Here is a 21,523-nt window from a genome sequence, read left to right as displayed (position 1 = left end):
GTGCTCATCGCTGCTCGGTCACGGTGGCCTGCACGTCGAAGGCCCGGCCGAGGCGCTTTTCGATCCGGCGCTGGATGAACTCCCAGGCCGTGGTCATCACCAGGTAGTAGAGCGCGGCGACGATGAAGAGCTCGAGCACCAGGAACTTCTCCTGGATCAGCACCTGCGTGCGGCGCAGCAGCTCCTCCATGGAGATGATCGAGGCGATCGAGGTGGTCTTGAGGATGCCGTTCACCGAATTGCCCAAAGGCGGGATGATGATCCGGAAGGCCTGCGGCGCCACGACATAGCGCATCACCTGGAATTCGCGCATGCCGATGGCGCGCGCCGCATTGACCTGCCCGCGCGGCACGGCCGAGATGCCGGCGCGCACGATCTCGGAGAGATAGGCCGCCTCGTTGAGGGTCAGGCCGATCAGCGTGGATTCGAGCACGGAGAAGCGGATGCCGAGCTGCGGCAGGCCGGTATAGATGATGATGAGCTGCACCAGGAGCGGCGTGCCGCGCATGATCCAGGTATAGAAATAAGCCGGAACCGACAGGATCTTATGCTTCGACATGCGCATCAGCGCGACGAGGAAGCCCAGGATCAATCCGAACACCATCGAGAAGACCGTCAGGCCGAGCGTTATCAGCGCGCCTTCGAGCATGTATTCGTTCGTCAGATATTCGAAGAAGCCGCCCCAGTTCCAGCCTTTCACGCAGATCTCCCGGCAGATGATCGAAATCGGATATGGGACGCCCGGGCATGCGCCAGGGCAGGGTGGTCTTGAGGACAGGAGCGGTCTTGGCTCCTGTGAGGGCCTAGCTGTCGCGCCCCAGCACGCGGACGCTGCCCTCGACCTGGCCGACGCCGTAGTCGGACATCAGCTTGGCCAGCGAGCCGTCGGCCTCCATCTCCTTCAGTGCCTGGGCCACAGCATCGGCGATGGCCTTCTGTCCGAAGGAGAGTGAGCCCGGCGTCGGGAACATGCCGCTGAGCGCATGGGTGAACTCGCCGCGCTCCTGATATTGCTTGGCGACGGGGTCGATCGAGACCGCCGCATCGACCTGCCCGGCGCGCAAGGCCTGATAGACGGTGGCGTAGTTGTCGAAGAGATTGATGGTCATCTCGCTGAGCCCGCGCGATTTGAACTCCTTGTTCAGGTCGCGGATCTTGCGCTCGGCATAACCGCCGAGATCGGTGCTGACCCGCTTGCCGGCGAGGTCGTCGATCGCCGTGATCGGCTTGCCCGCCTGGGTCGGTGTCGAGATGCTGATCGCGAGGTTCTCATAGGGGATCATGTAGAGAATCTTCAGGCGCTCGGGCGTGACGAAGAGGCCGGCATTGATCATGTCCCAGCGGCCGCCCTGCAGGCCTGGCACCATCGCGGCATATTCCGTGCTGATATAGTCCGGCGTCAGGCAGAGGCGCTTGGCGATCTCGTATCCGAGCTCGACCCGCATGCCCTTCAGAACGCCCTTCTGATCCGCATAGGCCATCGGCGGCAAGGTCGGGCTGGTGGCCATGACGAAATGCCCGGGCTTGGTCAGGAGGTTCCCGGCGATCTTCGGCGTGCAGGCTTGCGCCTGAGCCCGAGCGGCGGGGAGGGCGACCAGCGCCATCAGGCCTGCGAGCCCGATCATGCGGATCGCTTTGCGGGGCTTGCGCCCGCAAGGCACGGCAAATCTCCAGAAGGCCATTTGTCGCTCCATCTTCAAACTGGTATCCTGTATTATGGCATACCAAATTTGACGCCACAATCTGGTTGCCCAGGGAAAAATCAGGCAGGACCATGCCCATAAATCAGGCGACGGAGCGCAGGCGAATGGCCTGTTGTCTTCTGTGTCCTGATCGGGCAACTGTCGTAGAAACAGGAAGAACGACCGATGAATTCGACTGAGCGGCCGATGCTGGTCGATCGTCCGGGGAAGACCCTTCGTGAATTGACTCTAGAAAAGATGCGCGAAGCCATCCTCGACATGCGCTTCAAGCCGGGCGCGCGACTTGTCGAGCGCGATCTGTGCGAGCAACTCGGGGTCAGCCGGACCATCGTCCGCGAGGTTTTGCGCCATCTCGAATCGGAAGGGCTCGTCGCGACGCTTCCCAATCGCGGTCCGATCGTGGCCAAGACCACGCCGGATGAAGCCAAGCAGATCTACGAGATTCGCGGTGTGCTCGAAGGCATCGCGGCCAGGGCCTGCGCGGAAAGCAAGCAGCCCGGCGTCGTCTCAGCGCTCGAAAGCCGGCTTGCGAACATCCGCGCGGCCTATGCCGAGAATGCGATGTCGACGGTCCTCGCCGAGACCACCGAATTCTATCGCCTGTTGTTCGCAGCCTCCGGCAAGGACATCGCCTGGGGCATCGTCAGCTCCATCACCGTGCGCATCAATTATCTGCGCTCGATGACGATCAAGACGACAGGGCGCAATGTCGAGGGGCCCAGGCAGATGCAGAACATCGTCGATGCGATCCGGGCCGGCGACGGTGAGGCGGCCTATAATGCGGCGCTGACGCATGTCCGCAACGCCTCGTCGATCGCCCAGGGCTTGCTCTCGGAGCAGGCGGACGCGATCTGAGGACGGGGGGTCAGATGCTCCCGCGCAGGATCAATGCGAGGTCGATGGCTTGCTGCGGTCTCTGCGGCGTAACGCCGGCGAGCCTTTCGCGCAGCAGCGCCCCGGCGCGCCGGCCGATGCTGTAGGCGTCGATGCTGATCGTGGTCAGGCCCGGCGCGATCTCGGCGGCGGCGTCATTGTCGCCGAAGCCCAATATGGCGAGGTCGCCGGGGATGCTGAGGCCCCGCGCACGTGCCTCGATCAGGGCGCCCGTCGCCAGGAGGTCGTTGGCGCAAAACACCGCCTCGACCTGTTCGCCATCCTCCACGAGCCGGCGCAGCGCCGCGCGGCCATCCGCGATGCCGATCACCTCGGGCACGGTCACCTCGCGGGCGATCGTCACGCCAAGCCGTTCCGCTGCCGCCCGGAACCCCCGCAGCCGCAGCGCGCCGCGCCCGCCGGCGCGGCCGATGAAGCCGAGGCGGCGATAACCCCGCGCGGCAAGATGCTCGGCCGCCATGGCGCCGGCATCGACATTGGAGAAGCCGACCAGCATGTCGATCGGATCACGCGGATAGGCCCAGGTCTCAACGACCGGAATCGAGAGTTCGCGCAGCGCCTGCCGGTTGTCCTCGAGCTCGATGACGCCGGTGAACATCACGGCCGCCGGCCGCAAGGAACGCAGCGAGCGGATCATCGCGACCTCCTTCGCATAGGAATAGGAGGTCTGCCCGATCATCAGCTCATAGCCTTCGGGTTCGAGCTCGGCTGCCAGCCCCTGGATCGCCAGGCCGAAAGGTTGGCTAAGGATGTTGGAAATGAAGGCCGCGACGAGCGTCGAGCGGCCGGAGCGCAACGCCCGCGCATGGGGGTTCGATTCATAGCCGGTGTGCGCAACGGCTTCGAGCACTTTGCGGCGGGTCTCCTCGGTCAGCTTCTCCGGCTGGCGCAGCGCCCGCGAGACGGTGATCGGTGAGACTCCGGCGAGGCGCGCGACCGCCTCGATGCGGGGAGGGCGGGCGGAGGGGCGCGGCGCGATCGCCTGGTCGGCGCGCACGCGCACGACATCGTCGTAATTCGGCCGTGGCGTCGCCTCCTCCGTCATCGAGCCTCCCCGATCGCCTGCCGCTTAGCTGAGGCCGAAGGCGGCGCGATCCAAGCGTCGCCCGACCTGTATCAGGCAATCGCCCGATTCGCTGTCGGTGTGCAGGCGGCGCGAAATGACGATGCCGGAGGCCGCGAAGCGCAGCTCGTCCTCGGCCATCTCGAGTCGCCCGAAATCGTGGTACCAGCCTGCCAGATCGCCGGCCTCGACTGTCGCGCCGCAATCGACATGCGGCTCGAACCAGCCCCGGCGCGTGGCGTAGATCGCCTGCGTGTGGCTCTGCAAGGCGAGCAGCGTCATCGCTTGTTCGATCGGCTGATGCGGGCCCAGCACCGGCTCGGCGATGCTGCCGAGCGCCAGGAGCAATCTGTCGATGGCGCGCCGGGTCAGCGCCATGCTTTGCGGCGTCACCGTGCCGCCGCCACCGAACTCGCCGGAGATGCCGATTGCCCCGGCACGGGCGGCGGCGGCCATCGAGGTCGGGGCTGCGGCGCCGTTCTCCGCGACGAAGCCGAAGGGCATGCCGAGCCCGTCCATCAACGCGAGCGCGCGAGCGAAGGTCTCCGGCGAGCCCTGCTTTTCGATCAAGGCGCAAGGCAGATGCGCCATCGAGGTGCCGCCTGAATGCAGGTCGAACACCACGTCATGACGCGGGAACAGCTGTGTCTCTAGGAAATGCGCGATCCGGCTGGTCGGCACGCCGCTGGCGTCGCCCGGGAAAGCGCGGTTGAGATTGCCCTCGTCGAGCGGCGAGCGCCGCCGCGCCGCCATCACCGCCGGCGCATTGGTGAAAGGCAGGATCGTCAGTTCGCCGCACATCGCTTCGGGCGCCAGGCGCCGGATCAACTGGGTGAGCGCGATCTCTCCCTCATATTCGTCGCCATGGTTGCCGGCCATCAGCAGGACGCGCGGGCCCGCGCCGTTGCGGATGCGGCAGACTGGCACCTTGACCTGGAAATAGGGCGAGCGGTCGACCGAGAAGGGAATGCTGAGATAGCCGAGCGACTTGCCGTTCGCGGCGAAGTCGAGCTCGTGGAAAAGGCCGGTATGCATGGGGCACCTTGATGCGCAGCCGGCCGGCGGGAGCCAAACCGGCAGCGGCTTCGGGTCAGGCCGCCGCCCGGCGAAAACCGGGCGGCGGCTGGAAATTCAGAGCGTCGGCAGGGACTGCTCTTCCTTGAACCATTTCAACTGCAGCGCGCCGAGCTTGCCGTTGAGCTTGTTGGAGAAGATCGCCGTGTTGAGCCAGTTCAGCAGGTTCTGCTCGCCCTGGCGCACGCCGATATGAGCCGGCGACTGGCGGATGACGAATTTCATCTCGACCTCCTTGCCGGGGTTCTGCTCCATCACCTTGATGGCGATGGCGCTGTTCTCGGCGAAGGTATCGGCTTGGCCGGCGAGATAGGCGGCGATGGCGGCCGGCGTATCCTCGAAGCGCACGACCTTTACCTCGGGCGCGTTGTCGGTCAGCCAGAGATCGAGCGTCGTGCCCTTGGCGACGGCGACGGTCCTGCCCTTGAGGTTGTCGGGCTTCTTGCCGGTGGCGGCGGGGATCGATTTCGGGCCGTAGACGCCGAGATTCACCACGGCATAGGGTTGCGAGAACATGATCTGCTGGGCGCGCTCAGGCGTGGCGCCGAGGCCGGCGGCGAGCACGTCGATCTTGTCGGAGAGCAGGCTCGGAATGCGCGCCGCGCCGGTGACGGGCACGAGCTCGAGCTTCACGCCGAGGTCGCTGGCGACGAGCTTGGCGAGGTCGGCGTCGAGGCCGGCGATCTCGCCCTTGTCGTCCTTGAAGCCCCAGGGCGCGGCATCGGTCAGGATGCCGACGCGCAGCTTGCCGGCCTTGAGGACGTCCTGCAGCTTGTCGGCCCTGGCGGCGACGGGGGCGGCCAGGGTCGCTGCGGCCAGGGTTGTTGCGGCAATGAGTGCCGCCATCATGGTCTTGAACGGGGTCATGCTGTTCTCCTCTGAGGGCTCGTTGCAGCCTTAGGGACCGGCTACTTCACCGAGTTGATGAAACTGCGCAGCTCGGGCGTCCGGGGATCGGCGAAGAGCTTCTCCGGCGGGCCCTCCTCCCAGACCTTGCCCTGATGCATGAAGACGATCTTGTTCGCGACATTGCGCGCGAAGCCCATTTCATGGGTGACGAGGACCATGGTCATGCCCTGGCGCGCCATATCCTCCATGACCTTCAGCACCTCGCCGACGAGCTCGGGGTCGAGCGCCGAGGTCACCTCGTCGAACAGCATCAGATGCGGCGCCATCGCCAGGCAGCGGGCGATCGCGACACGCTGCTGCTGGCCGCCCGAAAGCTGCTCCGGCCATGCGTCGATCTTGTCAGTGAGCCCGACGCGGCCGAGCACGTCCTGGGCGAGCGCGCGGGCCTCGCCCTTGCCGATCTTCTTGGTCAGCAGCGGCGCCAGCGTGATGTTCTTCTCGACCGTCAGATGCGGAAACAGGTTGAAGGCCTGGAAGACGATGCCGACGCGCTGGCGGAACTGGCGCAGATTGGCCATGCCGGTGGAGACGCGCTGGCCCTCGACCGTGATCGTGCCGGAATTGACGGTTTCCAGCGCGTTGATGCAGCGCAGCAGCGTCGATTTGCCCGATCCCGAACGGCCGATGATCGTGACGATCTCGCCCTCCTCGACATCGAGCGAGACCCCTTTCAGGACCTCGACCTGGCCGAAGCTCTTGCGGACATCGCGGATTTCAACGAGCGCCATTGAGGCGAGCCTCCAGGGAACGGGACCACAGGGTCAGCGGCAGGCACAGCGCGAAATAGATCGCGGCCACGAGGCTGTAGGTGAGGAGCGGCTGGAAGGTCGCCGCGCTCGCGACCTGGCCGGCGCGGGCGAGCTCGACGAAGCCGACGATCGAGGCGAGCGACGTGCCCTTGATCAATTGCACGAGGAAGCCGACCGTCGGCGGCAGGGAGAGCCGCAGCGCCTGCGGGCCGATGATGTGGCGGAACTGCTGCCAGGCGCTCAGGCCGAGGCAAGCGCCGGCTTCCCATTGCGCTGGCTTCACCGCCTGGATGCCGCCGCGCCAGATGTCGCCGAGGAAGCCCGCCGTATAGAGTGTATAGGCCACGCCGACGGCGACGAGCGCCGGCACCTGCAGGTCGAGAAAGACCGGCATACCGAAATAGAAGAAGAACAGCAGGCCGAGCAGAGGCACGCCCTGGATGAGCTGGATCACGGCTGCGGCGAGCCAGCGCAAGGCTGCAAACCGGCTGGTGCGCGCGGTTGCGAGCAGGAGCGCGAGCGGCGCGCCGAAGGCGAGCGCCAGCAGCACGAGCAGCACCGTCCATTGCAGCGCATAGACGAGGGAGACCAGGTCGATAAGGCTGAAGGAACGCATCCCGGGCTCCTCAGCGCCTGACCGGCCAGCGGAAGGCGAGGACGCCGATGACGGCGAACACCGCCTTGAACGCCATCACCATCGCGAAATAGATCGCGCAGATCACCGCATAGACCTCGAAGCTGCGATAGGTCCGGCTCTCGATGAAGCTGCCGGCATGGAACAGCTCCCCGGCCGCGACCTGGGAGGCGAGCGAGGTGCCTAGCAACAGCAGGGTGAACTGGCTGGTGAAGGCCGGATAGACGTTGCGCAACGCCGGCGGCAGCACGACATGGCGAAAGACCTGCCAGCGTGTCAGCCCGAGGCATTGGCCGGCCTCGATCTGGCTTGGCGGGATCGACTCCAGTCCCGCGCGCACGATCTCGATGGCGTAGGCGCCGAAATACAGGCTGAGCGCGACGGCGGCTGCCTCGAAGGCCGGCAGCTTGAGACCGAAGCTCGGCAGCACGAAGAAGATCAGGAAGATCTGGATCAACGAGGGCGTGTTGCGGATGATTTCGATATAGCTGCGGATCGCGAGGCGAACCGGGCGCGATCCGCTGCGCAAGAGCGCCGCGCCGAGGACGCCGATGGCGAGGCCGGCGCAGGCCGCGATCAGCGTCAGGGCAAGCGTGATCAGCGTGCCTTCGACGAGCTGGTCCTGATAGCGCCAGAGCTGCTGGAAGTTCATCGCTGCGCCTCGCCACTCAGCCGAAATGCGTGCGCAGCACGCGCCCGACCGTGCCGTCCTGCGTCAATCCGAAGACCGCCCGCCAACGATCGAGACAGGTGCAGGGATGGGAGATGCCGAGGCACAGGATGTCGCCGACCGTGAGATCGCAATCGGCCGGCAGGGTCAGGAAGGCGTGCTGGTCATTCAGCCGTTCGACGGTGACGCCCTCCATCCCTGCAAGCTCAACCCCGTCGCGATGAACGCTCAGCAGTCGCGGCAAGCCCTGGTCGAAGGAGACGTCGCGCATGCCGAAGCCGGCGATGGCGAGCCCAGGCTCCGGCCGGGACAGCACCTCGGCCCAGAGCCGCAATGCCGGGCGGAAGCTCGCGACCGCCGACAGCGTCTCGTCACCCATGACCAGACCGCCGCGGGCGTCGAGCGCCGCGAAGGCGCGGGCATAGATGCCATGGTCGGAAAAGAAGATCGCGCCGCTGCGCAGGAGCAGGCTCGCTCGCCCATCCGCCTGCGCCACCGGCGAAAGCGCCGCAATGACGAGATCGAAATAGGCCGAGCCGCCGGCGCTGATCAGCAAGGGGGCCTCGGGCTCGATTGCGCGGATGCGGGCGAAAGCCGCGATCGTGCGCTCTATGAGCGTGGCGATGGCGGCTTGGGTCGCGACGGGATCGGGGCTGGCAGCGGCGCCCTCATAGGTCGCGACGCCAGCGAGACGAAGCCGCCCCTTGGAGGCGCCGACCGCCGTGATGACCGCTTCGACGGCCTGCGCATCGCGTGCGCCGGCGCGCCCAGTGCCGATCTCGACGAGGATCGGCAGCCCCTGGCGGTCGGCCGCTTCAGCGGCAATTGCAAGACCAGCGACGGAGGCAGGAGAATCGGCGAAAGCGGTGATCTCGACTTGGGGGTGGGCAGCGAGCAGCGCGCCCAGGCGCCGGCCGGCAGCGATGCCGCCGATCTGGTTTGCGAGCAGCAGCCGCGGCTCGCCGGCCTGCATCAGCACTGCCGCCTGCTGGAGATTGGCGACGGAGGCGCCCCAGGCGCCGGCCTGGCGTAATTCCGCGACGATCTCGGGCGACATCGGCGTCTTGGCGTGCGGCGCAACCAGCGCGCCATGGGCTGCGAGATAGCGGAAGAAGATCTCGCGATTGGAGGCAAGCGCCGCCTCGTCCAAGGTCAGAGCTGGCAATGACAATTCGCCATGGCTCGGGCGCAGGCCCGCCTCGATGAGGTTCTGCGGCGATACCGGCTGGGCGAAGGGCACGCCGCGCAAGCTCGCGTCGAGACGCATGCTTTCGCCATCCATGCGTTCGCCATCCGTGATCGACTGCATCATTGGGCTGCTCCTCCCAGCGAACCTGCCTCTAGCAGGATCGATCGTTCATGACAACGTTGTCATTTATCATTCGAGGGCGCGCATCCGGCATCGTGTGTGGTCACTTCGCGAGTACGGGATGAGGGCGTGCGGAGACACCATGTTGCAGCGCGGCCCGCTTTTGATTTTGGGGATCCGTCCACTATAGTATCACGTATGGCGAAATCTGACGGCATCGATCAGCGCATTGGCGCTCGTATTCGCATCGAACGGGAGGGCAGGGGCTGGTCGTTGTCCGACCTCGCTGAAAAGGCGTCGGTGTCCCGCGCCATGATCTTCAAGGTGGAGCGGGCCGAGAGCAGCCCGACGGCGACCTTGCTCGGCAAGCTCTCCGGAGCTTTCGGCCTGAGCATGTCGACGCTGATGGCGCGGGCGGAGATGCAGCAGGGGCGGCTGCTGCGGAAGGCCGATCAGCCGCTATGGGTCGATCCGCAGACCGGCTATGTGCGCCGCCATGTCTCGCCGCGCTCGGACCTGCCGCTCGACCTGGTGCGCATCGAATTGCCGGCCGGGAAGGAGGTGCCGATGCCCGCCTCGGCCTACGCCTTCATGCGTCAACTGATCTGGGTGCTGGATGGTGAGCTCGTCTTTGTGGAAGGGCAGACGCGGCACGAGATGAAGGAAGGTGATTGCCTCGAACTCGGCCCTCCCGGCGATTGCGTCTTCAAGAACGAGAGCGACCGGACATGCGTCTATGCCGTCGCGGTGCTGAGCAATTCCTAAAGCTCCGGCACTCTTCGGGATCGGGGCTCGGGAACGGGGCAATGCGATGGCGCGCGCGCTTTGGGCGACGCTCGGCTTCAGGGATTTATGAGCAGTCGGCATGACGTCATGCAGCTTATCGCGCCTAATTGATCGCAGGCCACACGCTTAACTTCATGCCAACGCGCGGTCGAAGACCCGCTGCGGAATGGAGAATGAGTTATGCAAAAGCGTGTCCTTGGGACGAGCGGGCTTGAAGTCTCGGCGATCGGCTTCGGCTGCATGGGCCTGAATTTCGGCTATGGCAGCGAGTTGGGCAGGGAAGAGAGCGTCGCGCTGATCCGCCAGGCGGTGGAGCGGGGCGTTACCTTCTTCGACACGGCCGAGGTCTATGGCCCCTACACGAATGAGGCGATCGTGGGCGAGGCGCTGGCGCCGATCCGCGACCAGGTCGTGATCGCCACCAAATTCGGCTTCAGGTTCGAAGACGGCAAGCAAGCGGGTCTGGACAGCCGGCCCGAGACGATCCGCGCAGCAGTGGAGGGGTCGCTGAAGCGGCTCGGCGTCGAGGTGATCGACCTGCTCTACCAGCACCGCGTCGATCCCAATGTGCCGATCGAGGATGTCGCCGGCGCGGTCAAGGACCTCATCGTAGAGGGCAAGGTGAAGCATTTCGGCCTGTCCGAACCGGGCACCCAGACCGTGCGGCGCGCCCATGCGGTGCAGCCCGTCACGGCGCTCCAGAACGAATATTCGCTCTGGACGCGCGGGCCCGAGAGCAATGGCATCCTGGAAGCCTGCGAGGAGCTTGGCATCGGCCTCGTCGCTTACAGCCCGCTCGGCAAGGGCTTCCTCACCGGGGCGATGGGCAAGGACACCGCTCTCGCCGAGGGTGACTTCCGCAAGATCCTGCCCCGCTTCACGCCCGACGCGATGGAGAAGAACCAGGCGCTGGTCGATCTGCTGAAGCGCATCGCCGTCGAGAAGAGGGCGACGCCAGCCCAGATCGCGCTCGCCTGGCTGCTCGCGCAGAAGCCCTGGATCGTGCCGATTCCCGGCACCACCAAGCTGCATCGGCTCGAGGAAAATCTGGCGGCGGCGAAGGTCGAGCTGACCGCGACCGACCGTGCCGAGATCCAGCGTGCCGCAGCGGAGATCCAGGTCGAAGGCGAGCGCTATCCGGCGCAGCTCCTGGCCACCGTCGGTCGCTGAAGCCTGTCGCCATCGCGAGCCCGCGCGCCTCTCGCGCGGGCTCGATCTTTTCTCGGAAATCGGAATCCATCATGTTCCAGCTGCGCTGCCGGAGACCCTGCCGTCGTCGCGGCGCAGCCGGCAGCCGCTTGGACGCGCATTGTCCGATTATGGCGAGTTTCTGTCGATGCTCGCCGGGTGACCGTTGAGCTGCCGAGCCGAGGGCGCGGGAAGAGGAGCGTCGCAGCGCCGGTCCCGCCAGTTTCAGCCGCCAATCTACCGAAAAGGCCGCGGACCCATTAGGTGTTATAGTCCGTATGCATTTATCGGCCGGATTCATGAATGGCGCGCGAGAACCTCAACGATCTCATTTCCTTTCTCGCCGTCGCACGTGAGCGCAGCTTTACGAGAGCCGCCGCCAAGCTCGGTGTCTCGCAATCGGCGCTGAGCCACACGGTCCGTGGTCTTGAGGAGCGCCTGGGGCTGCGGCTCCTGACGCGTACCACCCGCAGCGTCGCGCCGACGGAAGCCGGCGAGCGGCTGCTGCTGACGGTCGGGCCACGTTTCGAGGAGATCGAGGCCGAGATCACCGCTCTGAGCGAGCTGCGCGAGAAGCCCGCCGGCACAATTCGCATCACCACGGCCGACCACGCGGCCAGGACGATCCTATGGCCGAGGCTCGAGCAGTTCCTGCCGCGCTATCCCGACATCACGGTCGAGATCATCCGGGATTACGGCCTGACCGATATCGTCACTGAGCGTTACGACGCCGGCGTTCGCCTTGGCGAGCAGGTGGCGAAGGACATGATCGCGGTCCGGCTCGGGCCGGAAATGCGCATGGCGGTCGTCGGGGCACCAGCCTATTTCGCGACGCGGCCGCAGCCGTTGACGCCGCAGGACCTGACCGCCCACAACTGCATCAACCTGCGCCTTCCGACCTATGGAAACCTGCTGCCCTGGGAGTTCGAGAAGGACGGCCGCGAATTGAAGGTTCGTGTCGAGGGGCAACTCGTTTTCAACGTCATCGACCCGGTCCTGACGGCGACCCTTGCCGGCTTCGGCCTGGGTTATGTGCCCGACGATCTCGTCCAGGATCATATCACTGATGGCCGGCTGATACGCGTGCTGGAGGATTGGTGCGCGCCATTCCCAGGCTATCACTTCTACTATACGAGCCGGCGCCAACCCTCGCCGGCCTTTGAGCTGGTCGTCGAAGCGCTCCGCTACCGAGGTTGAGCGCCATCCAGATCGTGGCGGGGGCGGGCCAGCACGCGCGCGATCCCGCTTTCCGAAGCCTGTCATGCAGGCCCGGCACGGTCGAGTTGTTATCGGTATCCGGCAGCGATGCTGACGCCTTGCACGGCAGGCGACGCCAGGCTCTGGAAGATCGAGAAGGCCTTCTGCACGTCCGTCAGCGGTGCATTCGATACGTAGAGGATATCCCCGCGCTGCATGCGCAGCCCTTGCGCGACAAAGAGCCCGTTCGGATCACGCAGGTTCACGCGATAGATGACCGGGACCTGCCGGCCATAGGCAAGGAGCGGACTATCCGGCTTGATGCGCCGAAGCGTCTCCGACGATTCGAACCGGTACAGAAACACGCCTTCGGGATCGGCGCGGAAGTCGAGCAGGCCGCCGGCCTTTGCCAGCGCCTGAGCGAGGTTCATGGCGTCGGCCTCGAACGGGATCTCGGCGTTCCGGCCGGTCGCGCCCGCGGCGATGAAGGTCCGCGGGTTGCGCACCAGGGTCAGCGTATCGCCGCCGCGGAGATAGATGTTCTCGTTGGGATTGTTGACGATCGTGATCATCGGGACTGCGAGCGTCCGGGGCCCGCGCGTCAGGCGGACTTCCGTCTCGTTGACGGGCGCGCGAATGCCGCCGGCCGCAGCAATCACTTCAAGGACGCGGTCGCCCTTGTTGGACAGCGGAATGCGGCCACCTGAAGCAACCTCGCCGGTGACGGCGACGGTGTTGCTGATCTGCTTGCTCATCGTGACCAGGATCTGCGGCTGGATCGCCTTGCCGGCGAGCCGCTCCTCGATCGTCTCCTGAACCTCCGCGGCGGTCTTGCCAGCCACTCTGACGCGGCCGGCATAGGGCACGGAGATGGTTCCGTCGCGGGCGACAGCCTGCTCCGGGATCGTCGCGGTGCGCGACCCTGGCGTGAAACGGTCGGTCGTCAATGGCGCGGAGAATAGGCCGCCGGCGCCGGCTTCCCAGATTGTCACGGCGATGAAATCACCGATGCCGATCCGTGATTCAGCTATGACGCTGTGATCACGGAAGCTGCCGCTGAAACTGTCGACTGCGCGGGCATTCAGCGTCGCGAGTGCGGCTGGCGCCAGATCGACCAGTTCAAACGAGCGGCCCAGCTCCGTCTCGGTCTGCGAGGTGATGTCCGATGTCGATGGACCGCTTGCCGGCAGGCTGCTGCAGCCCGCTAGCGACAGTGTAGACACAATTGCGACAAGTCCGACCCGCACCAAGCCAATCCCCCACCACACTCGGCGACTAACACCGATCCGCCCAATTGCAAATGAGGGCGATCAGCCGCGAACAAGTTCGTTGCGAAGTGTGGACTTGCCGCATCGCCAAGGGGTTACATTCGCTACGCCTTTGGCGAATATGATTACTAAAATGCCAACCGTTTTTGATGTCTCGATCAGGTTCTCAATGCCATCAGAACTGTGAAAGCGCACAGCACAGATGGTATAGTGAGCTGCTGGGCGCGTTGTTTCTCGTCAACCTGCCGCTGGAGTCGAAATGATCCAGCCAGAGCCCCGGCTGCGCCGGGCGCAGGAAGGTGGCGAGCAAGGTTTCGGCAATTTCATCAGGCTCGCGAGCGATCGCGCCCGGCGGGACGGCAAGACGGGAGCCGCAAGCTTTCAGAGCTTCGGTGAGAGGCCAGAGCCGAACCCCGCTGTCGAGCCTCCTGCCGGAGATCGTGACTGCGTCGAGAATCGCCCCATCGTCACGGAAACCGAACCTCAGCGCGCTTGACCACAAGGCCTGTGCCAGTCCCGCATGGCTCCGGCCCGTGAGCCGCGCGCATTCGGAGAGCAGCCAGATCCATTCGAAATGATGGCCTGGTTCGAAAGCGTAGTCCGGCCCGCCAAGCGGTGCGAGCCGCTCGTCGAAACATTCGACGAGCGCAACGTCGTCGACTCCATGGACGAGGAAGCGCCGTTCGAGCAGATCGACGATCGCCCAGGCGCGGGCGTCGAAGCCTTCATCCGGCGCCACGGCGTGCCAGGCGAGGAAAGCTTCGAGCAGATGCATATGGGGATTCTGCCGGCGCGTCGCGACAGGCCCCGGCGTCGCTTCCAGATACCCTCCGGCCCGGACCGCCATTTCGGCGTCCATGAATGCGAGGGTCTCGTGGGCAAGCCTGAGCGGCTCCGCGCCACCGCCGAGCCGCCTGATGGTCGCAAGCGCCAGAAGCACGAAGGCCTGGGCATAGAGATCGCGCCTCGCATCGACGATGCGGCCGCTCCGGTCGGCTGAAAACGCCCAGCCTCGCGTCCCGCCGGCCTCGCCATAGCGCGCGATCAATTGGCGATAGGCGAGCTCGGCGAGCTGGTCGCCGCCCTGAAACCAGCCGCGCTCATGCGCGAGCCCGAACACATAGATCTGCCGGGCCTGGGCCATCGCGCGGCGCGGGACATCGAGCAGCGGCGTCCGGTCGAAGGCGATCTGCTCGACGAACTGGTCTTCGCGGGCATCGAAACCGGCGCTGCCCCAGAGCGGCAGGGCTTGCTCGACGAACCATCGCCGTAGCGCGGCGACGCTCATGTGATGAGGTCTTTGCGGTGCAGATGGGCCGTGACAAAGGCGTCGAGATCGCCGCCCTTGAACAACAATCCCTTGACGCCGGCATTTTGGGCCGCGGCCATGTCGCTGCTCTTGTCGCCGATCATGAAGCTGCCCGCGCGATCAACCTCGAACCGCTCGATTAATTCGAGAAGCATGCCGGCCGCCGGTTTGCGCAAGGGGGAATCGCGATCGTAGCGCTCCACGCTCGCCCCTGGCAGGAAGGGGCAATAGTGAAAGGCATCGATATGCGCGCCGATCGCGGCGAGTTCGGCCGCCATATGCGCATGGACCGTCTGCACGTCCGCTTCGGTGTAATAGCCACGTGCGACGCCGGATTGGTTGGTGACGACGAAAACCAGGAGGCCGAGCCGATTGAGCCGCGCGATTGCCGCGCGCGCGCCTTCGATCCATTCGAATTGTTCGACCCGGCCGACATAGCCGTGATCGACATTGAGGACGCCGTCGCGGTCGAAGAAGGCGGCGCTTCTTTTGCCAGTGTCGTCCAAGATCCTCTCCGCTGAATGGGGGCCGTCCCTGGCGCTAGGAGTTGGGCTTGACCGTCGCCCGGCGCACCAGCGCGGTCGTCGACTCATCGGGCACGAGGTCGATCAGCACGACGCGGCCGCCATGCGCCATCACCGTATCCGCCCCCACCATGGTCTCGACCGTGTAGTCCGCGCCCTTCATCAGGGCTTGCGGCAGGAGCTCCTTGATGATCTCAGCCGGCGTGTCCTCGTCGAACAGCACCACGAGATCGACCATGCCGAGCGCCGCCATCACGCGCGCCCGCGCCGCCTCGCGCTGGACAGGTCGTGACAGGCCCTTCAGCCGGCTAACTGAAGCGTCGGTGTTCAGCCCCACGATCAGGCGGTCGCAGGTCTCGGCGCTGCGTTCGAGCAGTTGCACATGGCCGGGATGGAGCAGGTCGAAACAGCCATTGGTGAAGCCGACCACCAGGCCCTGAGCGCGCCAGGCGGCGGCGATGGCGCGCGCCTGGGTGCGCGTCGCGATCTTGGCGGCCGAGCCGCCGGCCAGCGCCGGGCGTGCCATTTCGGCTGCGATCTCGGCGGTGCTAACCGTCGCGGTCCCAGCCTTGCCGACGACGATGCCGGCAGCCGCGTTGGCGATGGCCAGCGCATGCGCCGCGCCATCGCTGGGCTCGGCCGGGTTCAGGGCCACCGCCAGCGCCGCCATCACCGTGTCGCCCGCGCCGGAGACGTCGAACACGGTGCGCGCGGCTGTCGGGATATGGAGAGCCGGCCCCTCGGCGCCGATATAGGACATGCCGCGCTCCGAGCGCGTGACGATGATGCTCGCTCCGGTTAGCGCCGTGGCTGCGCGCGCGGCCCGCTCGACCGATTCGTCGCTGGCATCGGTCGGCTGCGTCGCCGCCTCGAGCTCCCTGAGATTCGGCTTGATGATCGCCGCGCCGGCATAGACCGAGAAATCCCGGCGCTTGGGATCGACCAGCAGAGGTTTCTTCGCCTGCGCCGCCAGCGCGATTACGCCGCGGATTACCGCATCCGTGCAGACGCCCTTGGCGTAATCGGAGAGGACGACGACGTCGCAATGCGGCAGCGCTGCCTCGACATGGGCGAGAAGCGCCTGCTCGACCGCTGGCTCCAGCGGTGCCGATTGCTCGCGGTCGAGCCGCACCACCTGAGCCTTGTTGCCGATGATGCGCGTCTTGGTTGTCGTCGGGCGCCCTGCGGCCGTCACCATCTCACTGAGCGAGATGGCGGGAAGATGGGCTGCCATCGTTCGGCGCAGCAATTCGGCATTGGTGTCGGCGCCGACCACCCCGACCAGATGCGCGCTGGCACCGAGGCTTGCGACATTGGCGGCGACATTGGCTGCGCCGCCCGGCACATACCGCTCGGCCGACATCAGCACCACCGGCACGGGCGCCTCGGGTGAGACCCGCGCCACCGAACCTTCGCAATAGACGTCGAGCATCACGTCGCCGACGATCAGCACGCGCCGGCTGGAAAAATCGAGCATCGCCCCCCGCTTCGTTATTCGGCCCGCCCGTATGGCGTGTAATCCCGCTGCAGGTCACGGTGCAAGAACGGAACCGTATCCCGATATTAGGAATGTAAGCGTCTATTCCTGATGGAGCAGGAGGCAACCCATCTGGCGGTGGAGCTGCGGGTTTGCCGCGCCGACAGGCCAAGGGGCGGGAGGACTCTCGCTGGGCAGCTATAACTGACGATCCCGCCAGCGAACGGCATCCATTGCCGGACATAGGCATCGATGCACGTTTCCGGAGATGGACCGCCTTCGGTGACCCCGGCATTGCGTGCCTGGCTCATCTCGGCCTCGGTGAAGTACTGATACTTGCCGCGAAGAACCTCCGGCATGTCGACATAGCGAATGCGCTGGGCGCGTCAGATTCAACGCCTCGCAAGCGCATGCTCCCGCGTCCCGACCATAATCATCCATGTGACGAAAAACAGCAGCAGGCTTCCGGCGAAAATCACCAAGACGCTATGCAGGCGGCGCGGCTGTTCGGAATTGTCGGCCGCGTGCGGCTCCACCACACGCTCAAGATAAAGCTGCTGGCGCCTGGCCTCGTTGCGCGCGAGCTCAAGGCTCGTCACGACCGATGCCAGTGCCTTCACCGCAAATTCCCGCTGCAGGTTGAGCCTCTCATAGCCCGCAATCTTTTCGGCCAGGCCGTCCGAGGCGTTGGAAACGCGCTGGCGTTCGAGCGTGATCTGGCCCTCTAACGCGGCGATCCGGCGTTGCAGGCCGGGGATCTGGGGCGAGCTCGGCGAAGACGCCTCGACCTCGCGAAGCTGCGCCGTCACCGCGGCGAGCTCGGCTGACAGCCGGCCGATCAGCTCCGCCACGATCAGCGAACTCTTCGATGGATCGAGCATGAGTTCGCGGTTCCGGAACTCGGTGATCGCGATCTGCGTTTCGACCAGGCGCTCCTGCGCGCGCGACACTTCGGCTTCGGCGAACCGGATCGCGTCGGCGCGAATGCGCTCGTTCATACGGTTGATCAGTTCCTCGCCGAGCCCGAGCAAGGTGCGGCTGATCATGAGCGCGTCGTCCGCACGGAACGCCTGGACCTTCAATGTCGTCAGGCCCGTCGCTGTGACGTGGACCACTTCAACCCGCGACTTGTAGTACTGGAACAGCTCTTCCTCGCTTTTACCGTATAGCAGGTTGGGATACCGAGCGACGAAGTCCGCGCCGGGCCGGTCGAACATCGCGCGCAGCGGCAGGCGCTGCGACAGCGCCGAGATTGCGTCGCGCGAGAGCATATATTCCTGGACCGAATAGGAATCGTCCTGCGAGCCAGAGATGCCCACCATCTGCAGCAAGCCTCCGAGGCCCCCCGCGACAGGCGATTTCGCCGAGCGGACGACGAATGTCGATTCAGAGACGAAACGATCCGACGCAATCCAGCCGAAATACAATGTCGACGCTATCGTGGGCAGCGCGACCATGACCAGCAAGGCGAGCTTGCTCCGGGTCAACCGGATGCCCGCAGGGTTCGGATGCAGGGTGAGCGCCGGCGGCTCGCGGGCTTCGTCGGCCCCCTGTGACATCGGCATTCGCAAGCGCTTGGCAGCCGGCAACCATGCGGCCCGCGCCGCAGGCCGCAGCCGGCGTGAGAACCTCTCCAGCCGTTGCCTCATGCCGACACCTTGCCACAGTCCCGCCGCCTCGTTTTCGGGCTCATGGCATAGCCCAAGGCCGCAGCGGTCGGGAACATCGATTCGGCATTCCTATCCACGAGTCAGCCTGCTATTTAGCATTCTCGGGCGGAGAGCAGAAGCCGGCGATGTCTCAGTTCGTTACACGGGAAATCGTCCCGGACTATGTCGAGCTCGTGCCGTTGCGTTCCGGCGGCGGCGATTTGAACGGGCCGCTTGAGATTGAACGGCCCAGCTGGCTCCTCTGGTTGCGGCGTCGCGCGCTGATGCTGCTGACATTCGTGCTGCCAAGCGTGCTCGCACTGCTCTATTTCGGCGTCATCGCCGCTGATCGCTATACCTCCGAGGCGCAGTTCGTCGTGCGCAGCCCGAGCCGGGCCAATGTCGATCAGCTGAGCAGCCTGATCCAGACATCCGGGACGCAGCGCGCCTCGGACGAATCCAGTGCTGTGCACGAGTTTATGCGCTCGCGTGATGCGGTGGCGCTGCTGGTGCGGGATGCTGATCTGCGTGCCCTCATGTCGCGGCCGGAGGCCGATCCGCTCTGGCGCTTCCCCGGCTGGTTCACGCGCGACCTGCAGGAGAAGATGTTCGAACGCTACCTCGATTTCATCTCGATCAAACAGGATAGTGCTACCGGTATCAGCACGCTCGTCATCCAGGCTTTCCGGCCCGACGATGCGGTCAAGATCGCGCAAGTGCTGCTCGTCGGTTCCGAGGCTTTGATCAACCGTCTGAACGAGCGCGCCCGTCGCGATACGATCCGGGCCGCCGAAAGGGAGGTCGAATCGGCAAAGGCCCGCGCCTTCGACAGGCGCGAGGAATTGACGGCGTTTCGGACGCGGGCAGGGACCGTCGATCCGGCCAAATCCTCCCAGAATCTCCTGGAAACCATCGGCAAACTGTCCTTCGAGGTCGCTCAGGCCAGCGCACAACTGGCGGAGGCCCTGCGGAGCTCGCCGCAAGGGCCGCAGATATCCAATCTGCGCAATCGCATCCAGGCGATCGACCAGCAGATCGTCGAGGAGAAGCGGCAGATCGGGGGCTCGGCTCAAGCGCTGGCGCCGATCATCGCGGACTATGAGCGCTTGGTGCTCGAACGGGAGTTCGCGGATCGTGCATTGGCCTCGGCGCTCGCGGCCCTCGAAACCGCCCGGATGGACGCCCAGCGGCAGCAGCTTTATCTGGAACGTGTCGTCGAGCCTCATGCCGCCGACTATCCGAGCCAGCCGAAACGCCTTCTCTGGATTGCCATCTCGATCGTGCTGAGCTTTTCGGTCTTCACGATCCTGCGCTCCGTCATCGATAATGTCCGTGCACATCAACCCTGAAGCGGCGGCGCCGGCAGGTGGGCTCGCCGACCGCCATGGCGCCGGCGGGGCGCAATCTGCCCGTGCCGTGCGGGCCGATAATGTCATCAAGGAGTTCCAAACCGAACATGGTCCCCGCCGTGTGCTGGATGGCATCTCTTTCAGCGTCGGGATTGGTGAGCGCATGGCCGTCCTGGGCCGCAACGGCGCCGGCAAGTCGACCTTGATCAAAATTCTCGCCGGGGTGGAAAAGCCGACCCATGGCAGCGTGCATCGTGGCCTCAACATGTCCTGGCCATTGGGCCTCGGCGGTGGCTTCGAAGGCCAGATGACGGGCTATGACACCAGCCGCTTCATCGCCACGCTCTATGGCGCGCCGCTTAAGGAGACCATCGAGTACGTCGCCGACTTCACCGAATTGGGGAGCCAGCTCTTCACCCAGGTTCGCTTCTATTCGGACGGCATGCGCGCGCGGCTGGCCTTCGCGCTCTCGCTTGCCATCGATTTCGAGTGCTATTTGATCGACGAGGTCATATTGGTCGGCGACAGGCGCTTTCAGCAACGCTGCCACGATGAATTGCTCGTGAAGCGGAAAGACAGGGCCATGCTGATGGCGATCCATTCGATGGAGTTCGCCAAAGAATTCTGCAGTTCGGCGCTCGTCCTCAAGCAGGGGCGGGGGCGGGTATTCTACGATCTCGATCTGGCTTGCGCGATCTATGCAACTCTTTGAACCACCACGCGTCGGGGGCGAGCCGGTTTCGGTTCTGGCAGCATGGCGATTGTAGCGCTGGGCATGCCGGGCCAGTTTACGGCCTGGGGTTTCGAGGCCCTTCGCCTGCTTCTGCAAACAGTGAATCCGGGTTTTGAGCATCGTTGGATCGACCGGTTCGACTCCTACGAGCAGGGCGCGGGCGCGACGGCGCTCGTCTGCTCGCAGTTCCCATCTCGCTCGCTGCGAGACGCCGTGGTGGCGCAGCAGATGCCGATCCTGGCCTTCACGACGTCGGGCGCCGCTGCTGTCTGTTATCAATTGGAACATCATCAAGGCTCGGTGCTTGAAGCCGTCCGAACGGTTGGCGCGAGCGTTGCGCTGCTCACCGATTGCCTGCGGCAGCGCAGGGCCTTGATTCTCGATGCGTCCGATCGGCTGGAGCCAAGGCAACTGCTCGGTGCCATGGCACGTCATCTTGGCATCGTGCTGCCAGGCGACGTCCTGGAGGCGTTGCTCGCCTCCATTGGACCGTTGCCGCCTCGTTCTTCAGGCGCGCGTCCCCTGTCCGAAAGCGAGGAGGGAATCGTCACGCTGGTACTGGAGAACGCAGTCGCGCATATCCACGATCCCGACGTGCCGTTGAAGTCCATATGGCCTCACCGCGTCTTCTTTGCAGGCGACAAGCCAAACGAGGAGGCCCCGCTGGTTGCGGATGCGACTGGCGGTTCGCGCGTTCTCTATTACGGCCCCTATCTGCATCTCTCCGCCGGACGCTGGAGCGCCAAGCTGACGCTGGGCTTCACGAAGGAAGCGATCGGATTACCGCTCAAGGTCTCGGCTTTTGGCCCGAATTTGCTTGGCGAAGCCCGCATGCGGCCGCGTCGGGAAGGGATATTCGCAGCCCAGTTCAGTTTTTTGGTCGCTGAGCCGGAGCATCCTGTGGAGTTCCACGTCCGTACCGAAGAGGGGGCGATCGAGGGGCGTGTCGCGCTCGGGCAGGTCGAACTCACGCATTCCGCCGCGGCACAAGTCGTTATTTGACCTGCGGCGGTTCAGCGGTGACAGCGCAGCCTGCTA

At 65.2% G+C, this 21,523-nt stretch carries 21 protein-coding genes; 7 read left to right on the top strand and 14 right to left on the bottom strand.

Annotation, left to right across the window (positions count from 1 at the left end; genetic code table 11):
• Positions 1-4 precede the first annotated feature (4 nt).
• A complete protein-coding gene (locus BMZ97_RS13930; protein ID WP_092170278.1) occupies positions 5-700 on the bottom strand; it encodes an amino acid ABC transporter permease in 696 nt (231 codons plus the stop codon).
• Positions 701-803: 103 nt separating this feature from the next.
• On the bottom strand, positions 804-1,625 hold the full coding sequence (locus tag BMZ97_RS13925) for a transporter substrate-binding domain-containing protein (protein WP_175525583.1): 822 nt from the start codon (positions 1,623-1,625) through the stop codon (positions 804-806).
• A 243-nt stretch (positions 1,626-1,868) separates the two neighbouring features.
• Here BMZ97_RS13925 and BMZ97_RS13920 point away from each other — a divergent pair, with 243 nt between their 5' ends.
• Positions 1,869-2,558 (top strand): GntR family transcriptional regulator, encoded by a 690-nt coding sequence (locus tag BMZ97_RS13920; RefSeq protein WP_092170272.1) that lies wholly within the window; start codon positions 1,869-1,871, stop codon positions 2,556-2,558.
• Positions 2,559-2,568: 10 nt separating this feature from the next.
• On the opposite strand, the gene BMZ97_RS13915 is transcribed toward BMZ97_RS13920, so the two are convergent.
• The 7 genes from BMZ97_RS13915 to BMZ97_RS13885 all read right to left on the bottom strand — a co-directional run bounded on the left by BMZ97_RS13915 (position 2,569) and on the right by BMZ97_RS13885 (position 9,008).
• Positions 2,569-3,642: a LacI family DNA-binding transcriptional regulator gene (locus BMZ97_RS13915; RefSeq protein ID WP_092170270.1), complete on the bottom strand. Its 1,074-nt coding sequence runs from the start codon at positions 3,640-3,642 to the stop codon at positions 2,569-2,571.
• Positions 3,643-3,666: 24 nt separating this feature from the next.
• The gene (locus BMZ97_RS13910; RefSeq protein ID WP_092170267.1) at positions 3,667-4,695 is read right to left on the bottom strand and encodes a M14 family metallopeptidase; all 1,029 of its coding nucleotides are present in this window, start codon (positions 4,693-4,695) and stop codon (positions 3,667-3,669) included.
• A 96-nt stretch (positions 4,696-4,791) separates the two neighbouring features.
• Positions 4,792-5,601, bottom strand: a complete 810-nt coding sequence (locus BMZ97_RS13905) for a transporter substrate-binding domain-containing protein (protein ID WP_092170265.1) — start codon at positions 5,599-5,601, stop codon at positions 4,792-4,794.
• A gap of 41 nt (positions 5,602-5,642) precedes the next feature.
• Entirely contained in the window at positions 5,643-6,371 is a 729-nt protein-coding gene (locus tag BMZ97_RS13900; protein WP_092170262.1) for an amino acid ABC transporter ATP-binding protein, read from the bottom strand.
• Positions 6,358-7,008 (bottom strand): amino acid ABC transporter permease, encoded by a 651-nt coding sequence (locus BMZ97_RS13895; protein ID WP_092170260.1) that lies wholly within the window; start codon positions 7,006-7,008, stop codon positions 6,358-6,360. The genes BMZ97_RS13900 and BMZ97_RS13895 overlap by 14 nt, the downstream gene beginning before the upstream one ends.
• Before the next feature lie 10 nt (positions 7,009-7,018).
• Positions 7,019-7,678, bottom strand: a complete 660-nt coding sequence (locus BMZ97_RS13890; RefSeq protein WP_092170257.1) for an amino acid ABC transporter permease — start codon at positions 7,676-7,678, stop codon at positions 7,019-7,021.
• Between the two features lie 16 nt (positions 7,679-7,694).
• Positions 7,695-9,008 carry an alanine racemase gene (locus BMZ97_RS13885; RefSeq protein WP_244546405.1) on the bottom strand — a complete coding sequence of 438 codons (1,314 nt, stop codon included), beginning with the start codon at positions 9,006-9,008 and terminating at the stop codon, positions 7,695-7,697.
• Between the two features lie 195 nt (positions 9,009-9,203).
• Between BMZ97_RS13885 and BMZ97_RS13880 the strand changes: the two genes are divergently transcribed.
• The 3 genes from BMZ97_RS13880 (at position 9,204) to BMZ97_RS13870 (ending at position 12,176) form a co-directional block, all read left to right on the top strand.
• Positions 9,204-9,770, top strand: coding sequence for a helix-turn-helix domain-containing protein (locus BMZ97_RS13880; protein ID WP_092170254.1), 567 nt, complete (start codon positions 9,204-9,206; stop codon positions 9,768-9,770).
• Between the two features lie 201 nt (positions 9,771-9,971).
• Positions 9,972-10,961, top strand: coding sequence for an aldo/keto reductase (locus BMZ97_RS13875; protein WP_092170252.1), 990 nt, complete (start codon positions 9,972-9,974; stop codon positions 10,959-10,961).
• Between the two features lie 321 nt (positions 10,962-11,282).
• The gene (locus BMZ97_RS13870) at positions 11,283-12,176 is read left to right on the top strand and encodes a LysR family transcriptional regulator (RefSeq protein ID WP_092170249.1); all 894 of its coding nucleotides are present in this window, start codon (positions 11,283-11,285) and stop codon (positions 12,174-12,176) included.
• 89 nt (positions 12,177-12,265) lie between these two features.
• Here BMZ97_RS13870 and BMZ97_RS13865 read toward each other — a convergent pair whose 3' ends face one another.
• From BMZ97_RS13865 to BMZ97_RS13845, 5 genes are all read right to left on the bottom strand, one after another.
• Positions 12,266-13,399: a polysaccharide biosynthesis/export family protein gene (locus BMZ97_RS13865; RefSeq protein ID WP_244546404.1), complete on the bottom strand. Its 1,134-nt coding sequence runs from the start codon at positions 13,397-13,399 to the stop codon at positions 12,266-12,268.
• Between the two features lie 220 nt (positions 13,400-13,619).
• Positions 13,620-14,732, bottom strand: a complete 1,113-nt coding sequence (locus tag BMZ97_RS13860) for an AGE family epimerase/isomerase (protein ID WP_092170247.1) — start codon at positions 14,730-14,732, stop codon at positions 13,620-13,622.
• Positions 14,729-15,259, bottom strand: a complete 531-nt coding sequence (locus BMZ97_RS13855) for a D-glycero-alpha-D-manno-heptose-1,7-bisphosphate 7-phosphatase (RefSeq protein WP_244546403.1) — start codon at positions 15,257-15,259, stop codon at positions 14,729-14,731. Before BMZ97_RS13855 ends, BMZ97_RS13860 begins: the two co-directional genes overlap by 4 nt.
• Positions 15,260-15,293: 34 nt before the next feature.
• Positions 15,294-16,754 (bottom strand): D-glycero-beta-D-manno-heptose-7-phosphate kinase, encoded by a 1,461-nt coding sequence (rfaE1, locus tag BMZ97_RS13850; RefSeq protein ID WP_092170241.1) that lies wholly within the window; start codon positions 16,752-16,754, stop codon positions 15,294-15,296.
• A gap of 392 nt (positions 16,755-17,146) precedes the next feature.
• On the bottom strand, positions 17,147-18,313 hold the full coding sequence (locus tag BMZ97_RS13845; RefSeq protein ID WP_092170238.1) for a KpsE/RkpR family capsule polysaccharide export protein: 1,167 nt from the start codon (positions 18,311-18,313) through the stop codon (positions 17,147-17,149).
• Between the two features lie 32 nt (positions 18,314-18,345).
• Between BMZ97_RS13845 and BMZ97_RS13840 the strand changes: the two genes are divergently transcribed.
• From BMZ97_RS13840 to BMZ97_RS13830, 3 genes are read left to right on the top strand one after another with little or no spacing between them, the layout of a single operon-like run.
• On the top strand, positions 18,346-19,752 hold the full coding sequence (locus tag BMZ97_RS13840; RefSeq protein ID WP_092170235.1) for a KpsE/RkpR family capsule polysaccharide export protein: 1,407 nt from the start codon (positions 18,346-18,348) through the stop codon (positions 19,750-19,752).
• Entirely contained in the window at positions 19,730-20,464 is a 735-nt protein-coding gene (locus BMZ97_RS13835) for an ABC transporter ATP-binding protein (protein ID WP_092170232.1), read from the top strand. The genes BMZ97_RS13840 and BMZ97_RS13835 overlap by 23 nt, the downstream gene beginning before the upstream one ends.
• A 42-nt stretch (positions 20,465-20,506) precedes the next feature.
• On the top strand, positions 20,507-21,487 hold the full coding sequence (locus BMZ97_RS13830) for a hypothetical protein (RefSeq protein WP_092170230.1): 981 nt from the start codon (positions 20,507-20,509) through the stop codon (positions 21,485-21,487).
• Positions 21,488-21,523: the final 36 nt, after the last annotated feature.

It is taken from the genome of Allobosea sp. OK403, assembly GCF_900113835.1.
In the GTDB taxonomy this organism is placed as follows: Bacteria; Pseudomonadota; Alphaproteobacteria; order Rhizobiales; family Beijerinckiaceae; genus Allobosea.
This window is presented reverse-complemented; position numbering and strand designations above follow the sequence as displayed.